Annotated in this window: 11 protein-coding genes; 7 read left to right on the forward strand and 4 right to left on the reverse strand. The window is 72.7% G+C overall.

The genetic code is table 11. The features are described 5' to 3' along the window. Positions 1-96: 96 nt before the first annotated feature. A complete protein-coding gene (locus tag ACFVS9_RS30145; protein WP_383116492.1) occupies positions 97-453 on the reverse strand; it encodes a hypothetical protein in 357 nt (118 codons plus the stop codon). Positions 454-718: 265 nt separating this feature from the next. Between ACFVS9_RS30145 and ACFVS9_RS30150 the strand changes: the two genes are divergently transcribed. Further along, on the forward strand, positions 719-2,515 hold the full coding sequence (locus ACFVS9_RS30150; RefSeq protein WP_383116491.1) for an ABC transporter ATP-binding protein: 1,797 nt from the start codon (positions 719-721) through the stop codon (positions 2,513-2,515). Between the two features lie 216 nt (positions 2,516-2,731). Here the strand turns inward: ACFVS9_RS30150 and ACFVS9_RS30155 are convergent, their stop codons facing one another. Together ACFVS9_RS30155 and ACFVS9_RS30160 are read right to left on the reverse strand one after the other, a co-directional pair. Further along, complete coding sequence (locus tag ACFVS9_RS30155) at positions 2,732-3,478, reverse strand: methyltransferase domain-containing protein (RefSeq protein WP_389937557.1); 747 nt, start codon at positions 3,476-3,478, stop codon at positions 2,732-2,734. 73 nt (positions 3,479-3,551) lie between these two features. Then, positions 3,552-4,622, reverse strand: coding sequence for a LacI family DNA-binding transcriptional regulator (locus ACFVS9_RS30160; protein ID WP_389937456.1), 1,071 nt, complete (start codon positions 4,620-4,622; stop codon positions 3,552-3,554). A gap of 719 nt (positions 4,623-5,341) precedes the next feature. Between ACFVS9_RS30160 and ACFVS9_RS30165 the strand changes: the two genes are divergently transcribed. The 6 genes from ACFVS9_RS30165 to ACFVS9_RS30190 all read left to right on the forward strand — a co-directional run bounded on the left by ACFVS9_RS30165 (position 5,342) and on the right by ACFVS9_RS30190 (position 13,871). Further along, positions 5,342-7,351 (forward strand): beta-galactosidase, encoded by a 2,010-nt coding sequence (locus tag ACFVS9_RS30165; protein WP_389937459.1) that lies wholly within the window; start codon positions 5,342-5,344, stop codon positions 7,349-7,351. Positions 7,352-7,534: 183 nt separating this feature from the next. Further along, positions 7,535-9,877 (forward strand): rhamnogalacturonan lyase, encoded by a 2,343-nt coding sequence (locus ACFVS9_RS30170; RefSeq protein WP_389937462.1) that lies wholly within the window; start codon positions 7,535-7,537, stop codon positions 9,875-9,877. 384 nt (positions 9,878-10,261) lie between these two features. After that, the gene (locus tag ACFVS9_RS30175; protein WP_389937560.1) at positions 10,262-12,457 is read left to right on the forward strand and encodes an ATP-binding protein; all 2,196 of its coding nucleotides are present in this window, start codon (positions 10,262-10,264) and stop codon (positions 12,455-12,457) included. A 7-nt stretch (positions 12,458-12,464) separates the two neighbouring features. Next, entirely contained in the window at positions 12,465-12,899 is a 435-nt protein-coding gene (locus ACFVS9_RS30180) for a roadblock/LC7 domain-containing protein (RefSeq protein ID WP_389937465.1), read from the forward strand. A gap of 2 nt (positions 12,900-12,901) precedes the next feature. Continuing rightward, complete coding sequence (locus ACFVS9_RS30185) at positions 12,902-13,273, forward strand: DUF742 domain-containing protein (RefSeq protein ID WP_383116494.1); 372 nt, start codon at positions 12,902-12,904, stop codon at positions 13,271-13,273. After that, the gene (locus tag ACFVS9_RS30190; protein WP_383116485.1) at positions 13,251-13,871 is read left to right on the forward strand and encodes an ATP/GTP-binding protein; all 621 of its coding nucleotides are present in this window, start codon (positions 13,251-13,253) and stop codon (positions 13,869-13,871) included. The genes ACFVS9_RS30185 and ACFVS9_RS30190 overlap by 23 nt, the downstream gene beginning before the upstream one ends. 268 nt (positions 13,872-14,139) lie before the next feature. On the opposite strand, the gene ACFVS9_RS30195 is transcribed toward ACFVS9_RS30190, so the two are convergent. Further along, complete coding sequence (locus ACFVS9_RS30195; RefSeq protein WP_389937468.1) at positions 14,140-17,130, reverse strand: ThuA domain-containing protein; 2,991 nt, start codon at positions 17,128-17,130, stop codon at positions 14,140-14,142. Positions 17,131-17,257: the final 127 nt, after the last annotated feature.

The following is a 17,257-nucleotide window of genomic DNA, read 5'->3' on the forward strand; positions in this document are numbered from 1 at the left end:
CCACCTGGTCGGGGGGGGCCCCCGCGACGGGCCGCCGCCGGGGCGTCACCCGGTTGGTGCCGCACGGGCGGCTGCCGTCTTCCGCCGGCGCGCGGGTCAGCGGCGTGACCGCGCGGAGGCGCCGGACGAACTGCCGGCGAACGGATCGCCCGTGCCGGCACCCCGCTCGCGCGGCACCTCCTCCCCAGGTGTGCCTGCGGTCCTCCCGCGTGCCGCACCCGACTCCCGTGCTTCCGCCGACTCGCGTGCCGCCGCCCTCTCGCGCGCCGTGCGCAGGGGCGACTGGGTCCATTCGGCGAACCACCAGGCACCGGCCACCACACACGACCACAGCAGCCCGCCCAGCACCGCCTCCGGCCACGGAGACCGGTCCGCCCATCGCTCGACCGCGGTCAACGCCACCCAGCCGCTGAGCAGCACCGTCAGAACTCGTACACGCCTGAACCTGAACATCCCGGCCCGCTACCCTGTCGGCGCGGGATTACACAGCGTGACCCCGAAAGATATTCCGTCGGCGACGGGGCGGCCTTGCCGCGGGCGGCGGACCGGTGCACAGTGGGGCGTCCGGCGCGGCGGCCAGGGGGACGCGGGGATGCCCCGACGCCGATGCGCCGATGTGCCGGAGCGGTGCCCCACCGGGCCCGGCCCACGTCCCCGGTCCGTCTCTTCCCGTGGAACGGGGGTTGTCGACGGAGGCCGGAGCGGGTGGGATATCCGCATGAAGAAAGCGCTTTCACCGCTCTCCGCCGAACCCTTGGCACCCTTCGACCACCTCGATCACCGCTACCGCGGCGAGAACCCGGTCCGCACCCTCGGCCACCTCTTCCGCCCCGACCGTGGCCGACTGGCCCTCGCGGTCGCCATCTTCGTCGTGAAGCACAGTCCCATCTGGCTGCTGCCGCTGATCACCGCCACCGTCCTCGACGTGGTCGTCCAGCACGGGCCCGAATCGGGCATCTGGAAGGCCAGCGGTGTCCTGCTGTTCATCCTCGTGATCAACTACCCGCTCCACCAGTGGTACGTACGGTGCCTCGCCGGCAGCATCCGGCGCATGGGGACCACACTGCGTTCGGCCCTCTGCCGCCGGATGCAGCAGTTGTCCATCGGCTACCACTCACGGGTCAGTTCGAGCGTGCTCCAGGCCAAGGTGGTGCGCGACGTCGAAGCCGTGGAGCAGATGGTGCAGCAGAGTTCCGACATGGGACTGGGCGCCGTCGTCACGCTGACCGGCGGCCTCGTCGTCATCGCCGTCCGCGTGCCCGAGTTCCTGCCCGTCTTCCTCGTCGTGGTGCCCGCCTCCGGCTTCCTCGTGATGAAACTGCGGGGACGGCTGCGCAGCCACAACGAGTCCTTCCGCCGAGAGGTCGAGCAACTCTCTTCCCGCGTCGGGGAGATGACCACCCTCATACCCATCACCCGTGCCCACGGCCTGGAGCGGACGGCGCTCGGCCGGGTCGACGGGTCCCTGCGCCAGGTCTTCGCGGCGGGCATGCGCCTGGACATGATCAACGGCCGTTTCGGCTCACTGGCCTGGGTCATCCTGAACACGCTCGGTGTCCTGTGCCTGACGGGCTCCGCCCTGGTGGCGTACCACGGGTGGATGGACATCACCCCCGGTGACGTGGTGATGCTGAGCTCCTTCTTCACGGTGCTGACCGGTTCCGTGACGACCCTGCTGGGTCTGGCCCCCATCCTCACCAAGGGGCTGGAGTCGGTCCGTTCGGCGGGCGAGGTCCTTCAGGCGCCGGACCTGGAGAACAACGCCGGCAAGGCACGGGTCGACAGCGTCGTCGGCCGCATCGACTTCGAGGACGTCGGTTTCGCCTACGAGGACGGGGAGTCGGCGGTCGACGGGTTCACCCTGTCGGCACGGCCGGGGGAGACCATCGCACTGGTCGGAGCCTCAGGCGCGGGCAAGTCCACGGTGCTCAACCTGCTCATCGGGTTCATCAGGCCCACCTCGGGCCGGATCCTGCTCGACGGAACCGACATGGCCGGGCTCGATCTGCGTACCTACCGGCGCTTCCTCTCGGTGGTGCCCCAGGAGTCGATCCTCTTCGAGGGGAGCATCCGCGACAACGTCACCTACGGCATGGGGGACACGGACGAGGAGACCCTGATGAGGGCCCTGCGGGACGCCAACGCGCTGGAGTTCGTGAACGGTCTGCCGCACGGTCTGGACACGGTCATCGGGGAGCGCGGCGCACAGCTGTCCGGCGGTCAGAAGCAGCGCCTCGCCATCGCCAGGGCGCTGATCCGTGACCCCAGGGTGCTGGTGCTGGACGAGGCCACCTCCGCGCTCGACAACCGTTCGGAAGCCCTCGTGCAGGAGGCGCTCTCCCGGCTCGTGCACGGCCGGACCGTCTTCGTCGTCGCACACCGGCTCTCCACGATCGAGGGCGCCGACCGCATCGTGGCCATGGAGGACGGCAGGATCGCCGAGGTCGGGACGCACGAGGAACTGCTGAGCACGGGCGGTGTGTACGCGGGGCTCCAGCCCGCCCGCCAGAGATGACGCGGGCGGTCGCCCCCGGGGGAAAGGCCCTGCGGGGCGCTCCGTGGAGACGCACCGCCAAAAACCCCGCCGCGCCGTCCTGAACGGGCCGTCCTGAAGTGGTGGTGCTCCCGGCCGGGGCGCGGCGGACCGCCGCGCCCCGGGCCGTCACCGCGATCGGCTCGGGGACCGGCACGGAAACCCCGGCCGGCTCCGCCGGACCCGGCGGCCGGAGCGCTACGGGGTGTCGGGCGGCCTACGCCAGACGGAGACGTGCGACCTGCTGGACCCGGTGAAGGGCTCCTCGTTCCACCCGGCCCACCGCTCGGACGGTTCCAGGCCGGCGAGCTCCGCCATCAGGTCGAGTTCGGCCGGCCAGACGTACCGATGGGGTGACAGGAAGGTGGAGCTCCGGCCCTCCGCGATCGTGTAGTGGTGCGAGACCATTCTCTGGGCGGCGAGATCGTACGTGTCGAAGCCGACGTGCCGGTCGCCGACGTGGAACGGTCGCGCGGTCTCGCCCGGCGGCAGACGCTGGAGATCGGGGACGAACACCTCGATCACGAAACGGCCGCCGGGCTCCAGGTGGAGCGCGGCGTTGCGGAAGCAGGCCACCTGCTCCTCCTGGGAGAGCAGGCAGGTGATGGCGTTGTAGACGAGGTAGACCAGGCTGAACGCCCCCTCCGCGCGGGAACTCGTCATGTCCCCGATGGTCAGCGCCACATCACCGCCACCGGGCTTGGCGCGCAGCTCCCGGGCCATGGGCTCCGACTTCTCGATCCCCGCCACCCGCACACCTCGCGCGCTCAGCGGAAGCGCGACCCGGCCGGTTCCCACGGCGAACTCGAGGACGGGGCCGCTGCCCGCTCTGCGCGCGAGGAAGTCCACTGCGGGATCGAGGACTTCGGGCACGTACATGTGCCCGGACGACTCGTCGTAGCCCCGTGCCACCCGCTCGTTCCACACGTCCGTCCCGGTCTCCATGGCGCCGAAGGCTGCCACACCGCCAGGTGTGGCAGCCACCGGTTTTCCCTCCGTGCGACCGGTGGGCGTCCACTCACCCCCCGGCCGCCGGGCCGGGGGACCGCCGCCCGCGCCCGGTGGGGGTGCCCGTGCTGCCCCGGACCATCAGACGGGGCGCTATCTCCCGGTACTCCGCCGGCGGTCCGCCCTCGATTTCCTGGACGAGGGCCTGTACGGCCGCCCCGCCGACAGCGGCGAAGTCCTGGTGGACGGTCGTCAGCGGAGGGATGAAGTTCCGTGCCTCGGGCATGTCGTCGAATCCGGCGACGCTCACGTCCCGGGGGATGCGCAGGCGCGCCTCCGTCAGGGCCCGCAGGACGCCCAGGGCCATCTGGTCGTTGGCGGCGAAGACCGCTGTCAGCCGCGGCTCGGCGGCGAGGCTCCGCCCGGCGGCGTACCCCGAGTCGGAGTACCAGTCGCCGTGGACCGGCTCGGGCACGGGCCTGCCGTGGGCGAGCAGCGTCTCGCGCCAGCCCCGCAGGCGCAGTCCCGCCGAGTAGGAGTCCCGGGGGCCGGCGACGTGCCAGACGGTCTCGTGGCCCAGCTCCAGAAGGTGCTCGGTCGCCAGGCGCGCGCCGGTGAACTGGTCGGTGTCGACCACGGCCGCCCGGCCGGACGCCCGGGAGTCCACCACGACGACGGGAACGCCCCGGCGCAGCTGCGCCTCGGCCGTTCCGATCAGGTGCGACTCGATGAGCACGATGACTCCGTCGACGGCCTGCTCGCCCAGACGGTCCAGGGCGGCGCTCACATCGGCGTGCGTGGGCCGCGTCAACGGCATCAGGGTGAGCGCGTAGCGCCGCTCGGTGGCCGCGGCGGCAACGGCCTCCAGCATGCGGAGGTTCCCGTACGAGGCAAGGGTGAAGACGACGACCCCGATGCTGCGGAACCGGCCCGATCTCAGGGCGCGTGCCGCGCTGTTGGGGCGGTAACCCAGCTCGCGCATGGCGGCCAGCACGCGTTCGCGGGTCGCGGCACCCACGTTGCTCCGGCCGTTGGCCACCCGCGACACCGTCTGGCCCGAGACACCGGCCCGCCGCGCCACGTCGTCTATGGACGCGTCGCGCTGCCGCCCCTGCCCGGCGTGTGCTCGCGCGCCGTCCATGGCCCCTCCGGGCTTCGTCCGCCGAGTGCTTACGTGATCACCGTCAGGGTAGGCGAGCGCGCGCCCCCGGGCAGGGGCGTGCCCAAGTCGGACCCGCCGCACGCCATTTCGCCGGGGGAGGAGGGTCGGCGCAGGTGGGAGAAAACGCTTTCCCTCTTCTCGCCGCACGGATGTTGACGTCAACATCCGTGGGTGCCTAGGCTCCGGACGAAGCGGGATCCGGTCGGCCGGGACGGTCCCGGAACGGTTCCGGCGGAGCAACGGAAGCCCTCCCGTGGGGTGTTCGTTCGTCGCTGTGCCCACCGTCGGGACGGCGGCGGGGCGTGCGTGGCCGACGTCCCTGGCCGGTCGGTGAAAGCGGGTCGTGGGATTCACGGCGGCCCTCTCTTGAAACGTTATAAATCGATGGCGCCCGTACAGGAGTGATCTTCGACCACATCAGGCCCGACCGGGACGGATCGTCCGGCAGTGCTCCGAGGGGCCGTGCGGGCGGGGGCGGGCGACCGTGCCCCCGCCGCGCAGGCGGCACCGCAGGGCCCGGCCGGAGACGCCACGCCCTGTCCACCCGCCCGGAGCGCAGTCCGTCTCGGGAGGGTCGCCGCCTCCACCGCCACACGCACGGTCCGCGCGACGCGCCACCCCGCACCACCGAGCGCACCACAGCACACACACCCCGCACCGGACCAGGCTCCCGTGCGCCCGTGAGAGGACGGATCGGAATGACGAGCGAACGCCCCTGGCCCCTGCGTGCCGGCGGAATCGCCTACGGCGGCGACTACAACCCCGAACAGTGGCCGGTGGACGTCCAGTTGGAGGACGTGGAGCTGATGAAGGAGGCCGGTGTCGGTCTCGTCAGCGTCGGGATCTTCTCCTGGGCCCAACTGGAGCCGCGAGAAGGGGACTTCGACTTCAGATGGCTGGACGCGGTGCTCGACCGCCTGCACGCCGCCGGTATAGGCGTCGCCCTGGCGACCGCCACGGCCTCGCCACCCCCGTGGCTCACCCGCGCGCACCCGGAGATCCTGCCCGAACGCGCCGACGGCACCGTCCTCCACCAGGGCTCCCGGCAGTCCTACGCGGTCTCCTCACCGGTGTTCCGCGACTACGCCGTGCGCATGACCCGCCGGATGGCCGAGCGCTACGGCGACCACCCCGCGCTGGCCGTGTGGCACGTCGACAACGAACTCGGCTGCCACGTGCCGCACGACTACTCCGACGCCGCCGCCGAGGCCTTCCGCCGCTGGCTCCGCAACCGCCACACCACGATCGAGGCCCTCAACAGCGCCTGGGGGACCGCCTTCTGGTCCCAGCGCTACGACGCCTTCGAGGAGATCCTGCCGCCGAGGTCCGCCCCCACGTTCGTCAACCCGACCCAGCAGCTCGACTTCGCCCGGTTCTCCTCCGACGAGCAGCTCGCCCATTACCGGGCCCTTCGCGACGTACTGCGCGAGGTCACCCCGCACGTGCCGACGACGACGAACTTCATGATGACCACCGCCAACAAGTGGGTGGACTACTTCTCCTGGTCGGGTGACATGGACGTGGTGGCCAACGACCACTACCTGGTCGCCCGCGACCCCGAGGCCCACATCGGCCTCGCGTTCAGCGCCGACCTCAGCCGGGGTGTCGCCGGGGGAGCCCCCTGGATGCTGATGGAGCACTCGACGTCGGCCGTGAACTGGCAGCCCCGGAACAGCGCCAAGGGCGCGGGGGAGATGGTGCGCAACTCCCTCGCCCACGTGGCGCGGGGCGCTGACGCCGTGATGTTCTTCCAGTGGCGGCAGTCCACCGCGGGCGCCGAGAAGTACCACTCCGCCATGCTTCCGCACGCCGGACGCGACTCCGACGTGTGGCGCACCACCGTGGAGCTGGGAGGACACCTGAGGTCCCTGGCACCGGTCCGGGGGAGCCGCGTAACGGCGGACACCGCCCTGGTCTTCGACTACCCCTCCTGGTGGGCCTCAGAGATGGAAGGACACCCCACCCAGGACCTCGGCTACCTGGACGAGGTGATGCGCTGGTACCGCGCCCTGTGGCAGCGCGGTGTCACCGTCGACGTCGTGTCCCCCGGCTCGGACCTGACCGGCTACCGGGCCCTGGTCGTCCCCACGCTGTACACCGTCGGCGACGAGGACGCCGCACGCGTCGCCGAGGCCGCGCGGGCCGGCGCCAGTGTCCTCATCACCTTCTTCAGCGGCATCGTGGACGAGCACGACCACGTGCGGCCCGGCGGCTACCCGGGTGCCTTCCGTGATCTGCTCGGCGTGCGCTCCGAGGAGTTCCGTCCGCTCCAGGAAGGCGAGTCGCTCACTCTGGACGACGGCACGCGGGCCGACCTGTGGAGCGAGAAGACCCGCCTCGAAGGCGCGACGGCGGTACGCACCTGGGCCGACGGCCCGCTGGCCGGACTGCCCGCCGTCACCCGCAACGACGCCGGCCGCGGCCACGCCTGGTACGTCGCCACCCGCCCCGACGACGACGGGGTCGCCGCCCTCGTCGACGCCTTCCTGGCCGAGGCGGACGTGGCCCCGGCGGTCGCCGGCCTGCCGGGCGGCGTCGAGGCCGTACGCCGCCACGGCGACGACGGAACCAGCTTCCTCTTCCTGATCAACCACACCGCCCATGACGTGGACGTGCGGGTGACGGGTCACGAACTGCTGCGCGGCCAGGACGTCGCCACACGGCTGACGGTGCCCGCCCTGGAAGTGGCGGTCCTCCAGGAGGACTGACAGCGCGACGACGCGTCCGGGCGGACCCGGTCGCAGGCGCCCGTCCGCCCGGGCCGTCCACCCGTCCACGGTCCGGCGAGCGTCCCCCTGCGACGAGCCGCCCGGCCCCGTGCCGCGTCGCCCGTTCTCCCGACCCCGCACCCGACCGCAGACAGAGAGCCCCCCGACCGGAAGGCAGCCGTGATGACGAGAACCCGCCCCCTCCGCAGGAGAGCCGCCGCCCTCCTCGCCCCGCTCCTCGCCGGGGCGCTCCTGCTCGGCGCCGGCCCGGTGACCGCCCAGGCCGATCAGGCCGCCAAGGACAGGAACGCGAGGAGAGCCGTACAGCTGGAACACCTCGACCGAGGCCTGGTCGCCGTACGCGGTGACGAGGGCGTGTTCCTCAGCTGGCGCCTGCTCGGACCGGAGGCCACCGGCGCCACCCGGACGGGGATGAGCGGAACCGACTTCCGCGTCTACCGCGACGGCCGGCGCCTGGCCACCGTCACGGACAGCACCAACTACGTGGACGTCAGCCCGACCAGGAACGCGAGCTACCGCGTCGTCGCCGTCGTCAAAGGACGCGAGGGCCGCCGCAGCGAGCCCGTCACCCCCCAGTCGAAGGCCTACTACGAACTGCCCCTGCGCAAGCCCGCGGACGGTGTCACCCCGGCCGGTGAGGTGTACACCTACAGCGCCAACGACATGAGTGTCGGGGACGTCGACGGCGACGGCGCCTACGAGTACGTCGTCAAGTGGTACCCCTCCAACGCCAAGGACGTTTCCCAGGTCGGTTACACCGGCAACACCTACATCGACACCTACGAACTCGACGGCACCCTGCTCAACCGCGTCGACCTGGGACGGAACATCAGGGCGGGCGCGCACTACACGCAGTTCCTCGTCTACGACTTCGACGGCGACGGACGCTCCGAGACGATGCTCAAGACCGCCCCCGGCACCTCCGTCACCCGCTACGGCCCCGACGGCGTACCGGTCTCCCGCCGGTACGTCACGATGCCCGCCCAGGACCGGGCGGCCGGGCACACGCACGCGGACGACCACCGGCTGAGCGCCCCGGGCTTCCGCGACCACCTCGTCACGGTGTTCATGGGCTGGAGCACCCACCCCGAGGTCGTGGCCGGAACCTGGCCCGCCACGATCGAGAAGGCCCTCGGCGTCACCGGGCGCGCCCCCTACCGCTACCCCCTCAGCCGCGCGCACGCCGAGGACCTGGCCGACCACTTCATCGACGTGTACGCCCCCTCCCGCTCGGCCAACAACAAGCTGCGCGCGTTCGAGGGCTTCATCCTCGACGGACCCGAGTACCTGACCGTCCTCGCGGGCGCCGACGGAAGGGAACTGGAGACGATCCGCTACCCGTTCGGCCGCGTCGACGACGGCCTGATGTGGGGCGACTACGCGGGCCCGCGCATCGAACCCGGCAACCGGGTCGACCGCTTCCTGGCCGGAGTCGCCTACCTCGACGGCACCCACCCCTCGGCCGTCTTCGCCCGGGGCTACTACACCCGCGCCACCCTGGCCGCCTACCGCTGGGACGGCAAGCACCTCCGTGCGGAGTGGAAGGCGGACAGCGGCTTCACGACCATGAACAACCCGTTCGACGACACCGCGGCGAACGAGGAAGGACGGAATCCGGCGTACGCCTCACTCACCGGCCAGGGCTTCCACTCCCTGAGCGCCGCGGACGTGGACGGCGACGGCCGGCAGGAGATCGTCTACGGCTCGGCCACGCTCGACGACGACGGCAGCCTGCTCTACAGCTCCACCGGAACGCTCCCGGAAGGCAGTTCGGCCCCGGGGAGGACCGTACGGCTGGGGCACGGCGACGCCATGCACGTGGCCGACATCGACCCCACGCGCCCCGGAACGGAGATCTTCGCCGTCCACGAGGCCGGCCCCTTCGCCCCGTACGGCTACACGATGCGTGACGCCGCCACCGGCGAGGTCCTCTTCGGCGGGTACACCGGCGTCGACACCGGGCGCGGCATGATCGGCGACATCGACCCCACCCGCCCCGGACTCGAAGTCTGGTCCAACGCCGTCGAGGGTACGGGCGGCGACCCCGTCGGACTCTTCAGCGCGCAGGGTGAACGCCTCGGCAAGGAGACCCCCGGCACCAACCAGAGCATCCGGTGGGCCGGTGACCTGACCACCCAGATCGTCCACGGGGCGACGACCACCACCTACCAGACACCCGAGGTGCGGGACTGGCGCCGCGGGACGCTGCTCACCGCACAGGGCACGACCACGAACAACTACACCAAGGGGAACCCGTCCCTGGTGGCCGACGTCTTCGGGGACTGGCGCGAGGAACTCCTCCTGCCTGCCACGGACAGCTCCTCGATCCGCGTCTACGTCAGCACCGAGGTCACGCACCACAAGCTGTACACCCTGATGCACGACCCGCAGTACCGGGCCGAGGTGGCACGGCAGCAGACCGTCTACAACCAGCCCGCCTACCCGAGCTTCTACCTGGCCTCGGACACCGACTTCAGGAAGGTGCCCCTCCCGCGCCTCGACTGAGACCACGACGTGCCGCGAAGGAGCGGGGAGCACGGACTGACCGACCGTCCGTGCTCCCCGCTCCTTCCCGTATCCGGCCCCGCTCCCGCCTCCACGCCCCGATGGTTCGCACACCGGATCGACAACTGGACCCCTGTCCAGCGTGGACGGCTATCGGATTCGGCTACCCGTGCGACGCGTCATACCAGAGCGGGACGCGGGGCGGGCAACTTCGACAACTGCACGCCGGGCACGGCCGTCCGGCGACTACCGTGTGTGGCCGGTGATCAACGGTGGGCTCCTATCGGCCGGGCCCGTCCCAGCCGTCGACCCGGGCCCTACCGACCCCCGTGGGTGTCACCACTCGAATGCCGATTCCTGGTGCCCCACGTACCGAGGACGATGATGTCTCAACTTCGCGCACCCACCGCGCGACCGGAACGCCGCGAAGGCGGACGGCACGGCCGTCCGGGCGGCCGCTCCCACTCGGCCGCGAGCCGGCCGCGCTCCGTGCAGTCCGCTCCCGAAGGCCGCCTGCGGCCGCAACTGCTGCGCACCGCCGTGCTGCCGACCGTGGCCGCCGCGCTCGGCGGGGCGGCGGCCGTCATCTTCACCATCCGCGCCTCCGGCGTACGCCCGACCGGCAGCCTCCTGGCGGCACTCGGCGGATCCGGGGCGCTTGCCGTCGCCGCCGTGGCGGCGGCCTTCCTCGGCGCCCACCGCGTCAGTGCCGGAGTGCTCGACCGCTGCCTGGCGCTCAGGAGCACGGAAGCCCGGCACCAGGCCGAACTCCAGCGCGTCATGGAATGCCTCCGCGACGGCGAACCCCTGCCGGAGCGCGGGGCCACGCCCCCCGCCGCCCCGGACGCGGACGCCTTCGACCACCTCGCCCAGGAGATGGGCCGCTCCCGGGACGCCGCCGTGGCGGCCGTCGTCCAGGCCTCGCAGCTCTTCCGCAGCAGCGGCAACGAACAGAAGGTCGAGGTCTTCGTCAACCTCGCCCGGCGGCTGCAATCCCTCGTGCACCGCGAGATCCAGATCCTCGACGAGCTGGAGCACGAGGTCGAGGACCCCGACCTGCTCAAGGGCCTCTTCCAGGTCGACCATCTCGCCACCCGCATCCGCAGGCACGCGGAGAACCTCGCCGTCCTCGGCGGCGCGGTCTCGCGGCGGCAGTGGAGCAACCCCGTGACCCTGACGGAGGTCCTGCGCTCCGCGATCGCCGAGGTCGAGCAGTACCCACGCGTCACGCTGGTCCCGCCGATCGACGGCACCCTGCGCGGACACGCCGTCGCCGACGTGATCCACCTCCTCGCCGAACTCGTCGAGAACGCCACGGTGTTCTCCGCCCCGCACACCCAGGTTCTGCTGCGCGCCCAGCGCGTCACCGCCGGACTCGCCCTGGAGGTGGAGGACCGGGGGCTCGGCATGCCCGGCCCCGAGCAGAAGCGGATGAACACCCTGCTCGCCGACCCCGACCAGGTCAACGTCGCCCATCTGCTCCAGGACGGGCGCATCGGGCTGTTCGTGGTCGCCTCCCTGGCCCGCAGGCACGGCATCGCCGTTCGTCTCCAGAGCAACATCTACGGAGGCACACAGGCGGTACTCGTGCTGCCGGAGATCCTCCTGGGCATCGACATCGACGCCACGGCCGCGCCCGGTGCGGCCCCGGTACCCGGCGGCGCCCGCCTGCCCCTCACCCACGACGCGTCGGCGCAGGCCCCGACGCCGGAGCGGGAGGGCGGAACGCCCCGGAACGACCCGCGCCAGGGGGAGGGGCCGCCGCTGCCGCTGCGTGCCGAGCGTGTCGACCGCCCCAACCCCGCCTCCTTCCCGCCGGGTGCCCAGCCGGCCGGATCCGCCGGGTCCGCCCCGTTTCCTCCGCCCGCCACCCTCGGCCGGCCCACGCAGGTGTCCGGCTCGGCGCTCTTCGGGCAGTCCGCGCAGCCTGCCGTGTCGGAGGAGCCCGCGCCGCTCGCCGGCTCCGCGCTCTTCGGGCAGTTCGCGCAGCCTGCCGTGTCTGAGGAGCCCGCCCCACTCCTCGGCTCCGCGCTCTTCGAGCGCCCCGCCCAGTCGTCCGGAACCGCGGAGTCCGCCCCGCTTGCCGAGTCCACGCCCTTCACCGGGTCCGCCTCGCCGGACGGACCCGTCGCGTTCGTACCGTCCGTCGTGGACACCGATGGGCCCGCGCCCGCCGTCCCGCCCCCGGCGGCAGAAGTCCCGCCCGCCCGGCCCCAGTTGCCCAGGCGGAGCAACCAGGAGCACCTGGCGCCCCAGCTCAGGGAAGCCCCCGCGCCGCGCGCCGAGGGCGAGAACGTCCTGCACGACCCCGGTCTGATGGCCGCCTTCCGGCGCGGCGTCGACCTCGCCGAAGCCCAGACGGCGGCAGAGCCGGACACGACGCACGCGTACGGCGCACCGGGTGCCGCGACCGGCCCCGCCGCCACCCTCGGGGCGCAGCGGTCCCACGGTCCCGCCCCGCTGCCGTTCCGCAGCCCCGCCACCACCGCGCCCGCCGGGACGGAGCGGGCGGACCCCGGACACCGGGGGCCGCGGACGCCCGAACCGGATCCCCGAACCGAGCACATGTTCAAGGAGTAGACACACCATGACGACCGAAATGCCCGCCGGTCAGGTCTCGGACCTCGACTGGCTGCTGAGCGGCCTGGTCCAGCGCGTGCCCTACACGCGCAGCGCCGTCCTCCTCTCGGCCGACGGCCTGGTGAAATCCGTTCACGGCATGGACGCCGACAGCGCGGACCACATGGCGGCCCTGGCCGCCGGCCTGTACTCGCTCGGCCGGAGTGCCGGTGCCCGGTTCGGTGACAACGGCGACGTCCGGCAGGTGGTGGTCGAGCTCGACTCGACGCTGCTGTTCGTCTCGACCGCCGGGTCAGGCACGTGTCTCGCCGTCCTCGCCGGCCGCGAGGCGGACGCCGCCGTCCTGGGGTACGAGATGGCCATGCTGGTCAAGAGCGTCCGCCCCTACCTGATGACGCCGCTCCGGCAGCCGGCCGGAGCGCCGTTCAGCCCGGGGCTGTGAGAGTGCCGGCCCCGCAGGACGGGCCGTTGCTCGACGACGCGGCAGGCCGGCTCATCCGCCCGTACACCGTGAGCAACGGCCGGACGCGGCCGACCGCCGTGCTCGATCTGCTCTCCCTCGTGATGGCGACCGGGAGCACCCCCCAGGCCCACCTCGGACCCGAGCACACCGTGGCCCTGGAACTCTGCGACGTACCCGTGTCCGTCGCCGAGGTCGCCGCCCATCTCCGGCTGCCCGCCGTCATCACCAAGGTCCTCCTGTCCGACCTGGTCGACTGCGGGGCCGTCACCGCACACGCCCCCGCGTTCACCGACATGCCAACCGACCGATCCCTGCTGGAGGCAGTGCTCGATGGTCTACGACGACAGCTCTGACAGCTCCGGAAGCTCCGACTTCTTTCCCGTGGCCCTCAAGGTCCTGGTCGCGGGCGGCTTCGGCGTCGGCAAGACGACGTTCGTGGGCGCGGTCAGCGAGATCGCACCGCTGAGTACCGAAGAACTGCTGACCCAGGTCAGCGCGGCGACCGACAGTCTCGAAGGGATCGAATCCAAGTCGGCCACCACCGTCGCCATGGACTTCGGCCGCATCACACTGTCCGAGCAGCACGTGCTCTACCTCTTCGGCACGCCAGGACAGGAGCGGTTCTGGTTCATGTGGGACGAACTGTCCAAGGGCGCCCTCGGAGCGGTCGTGCTGGCCGACACGCGCCGGCTGGCCGAATGCTTCGCGGCCGTCGACTTCTTCGAACGGCGCGGCATCGGATTCATCGTCGCCGTCAACGAGTTCGACGGCGCCTACCGCTACGAACCGGAAGAGGTCCGGGCCGCGCTCGACCTCGGACCCGAGGTCCCGGTCGTCCTCTGCGACGCCAGGATCGCCAGTTCGGGAACCGGGGCACTGGTCACCCTCGTCCAGCACCTCATCAACGCCACGGCGCCCGCGCCGCTCTCGGGGTTCGGGGCCCACCCGTGACTCCGTGACGGGAGGCCGGCGCGACCCGTACGGGACGGACCCGCGGACGAACCCGCCGATCAGTGTCGCGCCGACGCCCGTGACGCACCGGTGGAACGCGGCCCGCCCTGACCTGAACGCGCGGCGCTGCTCAGCGCCGTGCGCTCCGCACGGGTCCATCCGCGCGGAGTGCGGCGCCGCCGGGGTGCGCCCCCGGGGACCCCGCGCGCCGGGCCCGCACGGCGCGGGACGGGCGCGCCGTCACCGTGCTCCTGGGATTCCGGGGCCGTCACCGTGCCCCGGGCCCGTGGAAGCGCAGCCAGTCCACGGCGAACAGGTCCGGTTTCTCGCTGCTCCACGCAGAGTTGGTGAACACCAGGTACAGGGGACCGCTCCCGCCGGTGCCCTCCAGAGCGGCCGACGGTGACACGGTGGTCCCGTCGCCGTCCGCCGAACCGGGGACGCGCAGCGAGCCGAGGAGCGGGCCGTCCGGAGAGCCGGCCCGGAACTCGACCGTCCCGCCGAGCCCGCACGGCGTCACCCCGACCGTCACCGCCCCGACACCGCCCAGGTCCACCGGGTCGAAGGCGACCCAGTCCCCGTCCTCGATCTCCGTCAGCGCCCGGCCGCCCGACGCGTCCTCACGGCTCCCGGCAACGGCTCCGCCGTGCGCCCCTCCGGTCGAGGTGAACCGTTCCGCCTCCTGGAAGGCCGTGCGCAGGGTGAACGAGGCGGAGCCGCTGAGCGCCGGGATTCCCGGGGCGCCCGCGTCGGTGTAGCGCACCGTGATCCGCTGCGGTCCCGGCCCGCCGCCCGTCCCCATCACGACCGAGCCCCGGCACCCGGGGGAGCCCCGCAGCGGGCGCGGCGCGGTGGGCCTCCCGGACTCCGCGCGCACGAGCATGCGCGAGCAGTCGACCGGAGCGGCGTGCCCGTCCCGGTCGTCCTCCACCGCCACGGTGAAGGCGACGGTGTCGCCCGGCCGGAACAGGCCGCCGTCCGGCGGCCGGTGCACGGTGAGCCGGGGCCGGCTGTTGCCGACGGTGATCTCCTGCCCGGCCACAGCCGTCGTGCCCTCCGGCCCGGTCACCGTGAGACGCGCCGTGAACCGTCCTCCGGAGCGATAGGTGTACGAGGGGTTCGCCTCCGTCGAGTCCGTACCGCCGTCGCCGTCGAAGTCCCAGGCGTACCTCACCGGCGTTGTTCCGCCCGGCCCGGATCCCGTACCCGTGAAGGCCACGGTGAGCGGGGCGGGACCGTTGTCGCGGTTGGCGGTGACAACGGCGGTGGGCAGCCGTTCGTCGCCGACGTGGTCGATCCGGAAGGCCGTGGCGCTCCCGTCGTCGTCCGGACCCCGGTCGACGACGTACAGGGCGCCGTCCGGGCCGAAGGCGGCGGCTGTCGGCCGGTTCCACTCCATGTCCTGGAACACGCCGTTGACGGACTGGAGTTCACCGGCCCTGACCGGACCGAACCGCCGGTCGGAGAACGTCTGGGCCTCCCGCTGGAACGAGAGCGTCGTGAAGCGCCGGCCCGCCGGGTCGTACGTCAGCCACTTTCCGGCGAAGTACGCGGGAAACCGGGTGCGGTGGAGGCTTTCCGGCTCGTAGGCGTAGACCGGTCCGCTCATCGCGGCGCCGCCCTGCGGGCCGTCGGGCAGCGGTGCGCCGCTGACCCGCGGTGCGCAGTCCGCCGCCCCGTACGGGACGCCGCCCGAGCAGTAGGGGCGCCCGATCTGGCCCGCCGCGCTGATCCGGAAGTGCCGGACCGTACCGTCGGCGTCCGTGCCGGCGGCCAGGAGCGCGCCGCTCGCGGGGTCCACGGTGACGCGGTACGGGTCGCGCATGCCCATCGCGTAGATCTCCGGCCGGGTCCCGGCGGTGCCCTGGGGGAAGAGGTTGCCCTCCGGCACGGTGTAGGTGCCGTCCTCCTGCGGGGTGACGCGCAGGATCGCGCCCCGCAGATCCCCGGGGGCGCCCGCGTTCAGGGGGAGCGTGACGTCACCCGTCGCGGCGTAGAGGTGCCCCTCGCGGTCGAAGGCCAGCGAGCCGGACGGCGGCGGGGCGTCCCCCTTGCCGGTGGACCGTCGGCCAGGAAGGGTGAGCAGGCGCTTCTCGGACGCGGGATCGACCGTGTCCCCGTCGGCCGTGAAGCGGGAGAGCGCCAGGCGCCCTCCTGTGCTGTCGGAGTGCAGCAGGTAGAGCCAGTGGTTCTCCGCGAAGCCCGGATCCAGGACCAGGGCGGTGAGCCCGTCGGCGCGGGCGGCGGTCTCCGTCGTGTACCCGAGGTCGAGGGCCGTGGAGACCTTGGACGTCCGCTGGTCGACGACCGTCAGCTCGCCGGTGCGCCGCGCCACGAACACCCGCCGGTCCGGCGCGACCGCCAGATCGGCCGGATCCGCGAGACCGCGTGACGCGAGGGTGGTCCGCTGGAACGAACCTGCCTGGCTCGCGGTGCAGTCGCCGGCCCTCGCGCCCGCGGCCCACTCGATACCGCCCAGCAGGTGGGTGAGGAAACCCTCGTCCCGGAAGGCCGGGGCCGCGTGCCCGCCCGCGGTGAACCACGAGCGTCCCCCGTCGTAGTCCTGGCACCAGGAGAAGGGGTGGTCCACGCCCCCGGAGAGGCCCGCGATGCCGTCGCGCACCCGGATCTGCGCGAGGGTGTGCACCGAGGCGGTCGGGTCGGTGCGCCAGTCGTACCACTGCTCCGTACGCTCCCAGAGGTCAGGAAGCCCCGCCGTCGAGGGGTGCGCGTGGTCGAGGACCTTGACCCTGCCGCTCTGTACGGGCGTGCCCCGGTCGAGCGCGGCGCCGACCAGGCCTTCGTACCAGTCCCAGTCATCCGCACCGGCGGCGGCCTCGTGCAGGCCGACCCACCCGCCGCCCGCCCGGACGTACTTCCGCAGGGCGGCGCGGCCCTCCTCGCCGAGGCCGTGGCCCTCGTCGTGCGCGGCGGCCGTGTTGTTGAAGACGACCGCCCGGAACCGGGACAGCGCGGCGTCGTCGAAGACGGCCGGATCCTCCGTCGCCTCGACCCCGAACCCGTTGCGGGCTCCGAGCTCCCGCACCGCGTCGACACCGGCGCGGAGTGTGTCCCGGGGCACGTGCGCGGCCCCGGAGTACACCAGCACCCGGAACGCCGCCGCCGGGGCCCTCGGGAACGGGGCGGCCGCCACCGAACCGGCGATCAGGGCCAGAAGCGCGAAGAGGGCCAGGGCCGCGATCGGTGCCGGGGGGAGAACCCCGGGCGCGGGACCGCTGCGTGACGGAGGGCTGCTCATGAGGGCGCTCCCGGTGCGGTGTGGGGGCCGGGCGGGGATGGAAAGCGCTTTCTGATGTGCGTGGTTCAGCGTAGGTTCACCGCCATGCGGGGTCAATGGGCCGACGGGCCCGCCCCGGGGCCTGCCC

The organism is Streptomyces sp. NPDC058008, from assembly GCF_042886395.1.
Lineage (GTDB): Bacteria > Actinomycetota > Actinomycetes > Streptomycetales > Streptomycetaceae > Streptomyces.